3 protein-coding genes are annotated in these 2,030 nt (G+C 32.5%); all 3 read left to right on the plus strand.

Translation table 11 applies throughout. The features are described from left to right. On the plus strand, positions 1-838 hold an 838-nt coding region (locus HW45_RS03220; RefSeq protein WP_038224713.1), incomplete at its 5' end, for a type II secretion system protein GspD. Continuing rightward, positions 835-1,347: a hypothetical protein gene (locus HW45_RS03225; RefSeq protein WP_152559606.1), complete on the plus strand. Its 513-nt coding sequence runs from the start codon at positions 835-837 to the stop codon at positions 1,345-1,347. The genes HW45_RS03220 and HW45_RS03225, both read left to right, overlap by 4 nt. Further along, positions 1,344-2,030, plus strand: a 687-nt coding sequence (locus HW45_RS03230) for a hypothetical protein (protein WP_038224717.1), incomplete at its 3' end; no start/stop codon positions are given. The genes HW45_RS03225 and HW45_RS03230, both read left to right, overlap by 4 nt.

Genomic DNA, 2,030 nt, shown 5'->3' on the forward strand with positions numbered 1-2,030 from the left:
ATCTACAATAGAATCTATATTAAAAGGGGAAGGTGACATCATACTATCAAAACGTACTGGACACATACGAGTTACATCGAGACCAGACAAAATAGATTCAGTTAGAGGGTTTATAGATAGATTACTAAAGAATCAAGAAAAGCAAACCTCTATTGACGTTAAGATTGTGCAATACTCCGGAGATGAAAGTTCAGTTTTTGGATTATCCGGAAAGTTAGCATATAAAGATAATAATTTTTCAAACTCAATAACTTCACCAAATACTAATACTGACTCTCCCGTAGGTGAAATAAAGGGAACTATTGTGTCAGGAAAATTCAATGGAACAGATATATTGCTGTCAAGCCTATACGGAAATAAAAACGTGTCAATTACTAGTTCAATAAATCTTGTTGGTATTAATGGTTCACCTTTACCATTTAATGTGTCAACAAAAAGAAATTATGTACGCTCGATTGAGTCAGAGTATGATAAAGACAAAAACACAGAAACGAAGAGTTATGAAATAGATAGTGTTGAGTCGGGACTTGAATTATTAATGCTTCCAACAATTGATGAACTTAACAATATTGAAATGACCATAATGATTAAACAGAAGGAGCTGTTGAAAATTACCAAGTATGAAAATATCCAGTTGCCGGAAACAACGGAGAACTCCTCTTTTCAAAGAATGCGCCTTCAGTCTGGTGATACTTTAGTATTAACAGGATTTGATGAGAATCGTTTGAATGATAATAGAGGTAGTACTATTCCCGGTATTCTCGCGCTAGGGGGAAGTATTGATAAGAATAAGGCTAATAGGAAAATTGCCATTTTAATATCACCGAAGGTAATATGATGGACATTGGATATTGGGCTAATAATGGTATAGGAAAATCAGAAAAGAAGAATTTTAGTCACTTCTATCGAATGATAGGTTCTTCTCTAATTGATAAAAAAAGTAGATATATAGTAAGGGAAAACTCCGACTATAATTTGGAGACAGAGTTAATTAGATTGTTAGAAAGCAATCAAGATTTCGATAGTGCTAAGCCTCATTTTGCGGTTTATCATAATAAAGAAACAGACGAAGGATATATAGCAATCTACATAGGTGGAAGATTCCTAAATACATCAAACATGTTTCCGCAGCCAGTAAAAATGACGATTGAAAATATAAATAAGATTGTCAGGATGTGTGAAAAATTAGGTGGGCAACTTCATGAGATTAGCGATATTAGTAGTAAAGTTGAAGGTTCAGTTAGGTTAAAAAAGGTAACTCTACTAGATTATAAATTGGTAGTTTTATGTTTGATGATCTCTTTGTCCTTTATAGCATCTTTAATATTTAGGTCTATATACTTATGAGGCTATCAATTAATACTTTCTTAATGGTGTTCATAGTTATCGGGTTACTAAGTACCGTATATGTATCGGTAAGTACCTTTTTTGATTACAAAGAAAAGCAAGATCTACAATTACTCGAAAATCAACGTATAGAATCTATAGCTAGTCAAAGCTCCAAAAAGCGTCAAGTTCTGACCTACTTAAACTTACTTAATGCTAAGGATGCACTACTATATTTTCATACAATCGTCAATATCGGAATTCTTAACGAGATATCTGATTGGAAAATTAAAAGTGTCGACTATGGTATTGATAGTGGTTCTCCACCTAAAATATCAGTTATTTATCAGAATATTAACGGTTCTCAGGTATTCTTCATAGAACATATTGTCAATCAAATTGTAGAGTTAGGGTTAATGGAAAAGGAAGACACGGTTAATTTTAGTGACTCAAATAAGATCGCTACTTTAATGTTGGAACCAATACCCTCAGAACCAATACCGACCATAGATTTTGAACACGTCGAAGTCAAAGATACTCACTCAATATCAGACATGGCAAATCTTATTAATAATTATACTGAGCTTTATAGAAATATGGATAACAATATTAAGGTCACTTTAGCGACTACTCAGAATGAGATTTATGTCTCTGAAGATATGAATATATATAAAATTAATCTATCTTATGAAGGAGATATATAC

The sequence above is a fragment of the Vibrio sp. ER1A genome (genome assembly GCF_000733315.1).
Classification (GTDB): Bacteria; Pseudomonadota; Gammaproteobacteria; order Enterobacterales; family Vibrionaceae; genus Vibrio; species Vibrio mediterranei.

What these genes read in the sequence shown, in the direction of transcription:
- HW45_RS03225 (WP_152559606.1), top strand. Translation starts at nt 835, where the DNA reads ATGATGGACATTGGATATTGGGCTAATAATGGTATAGGAAAATCAGAA.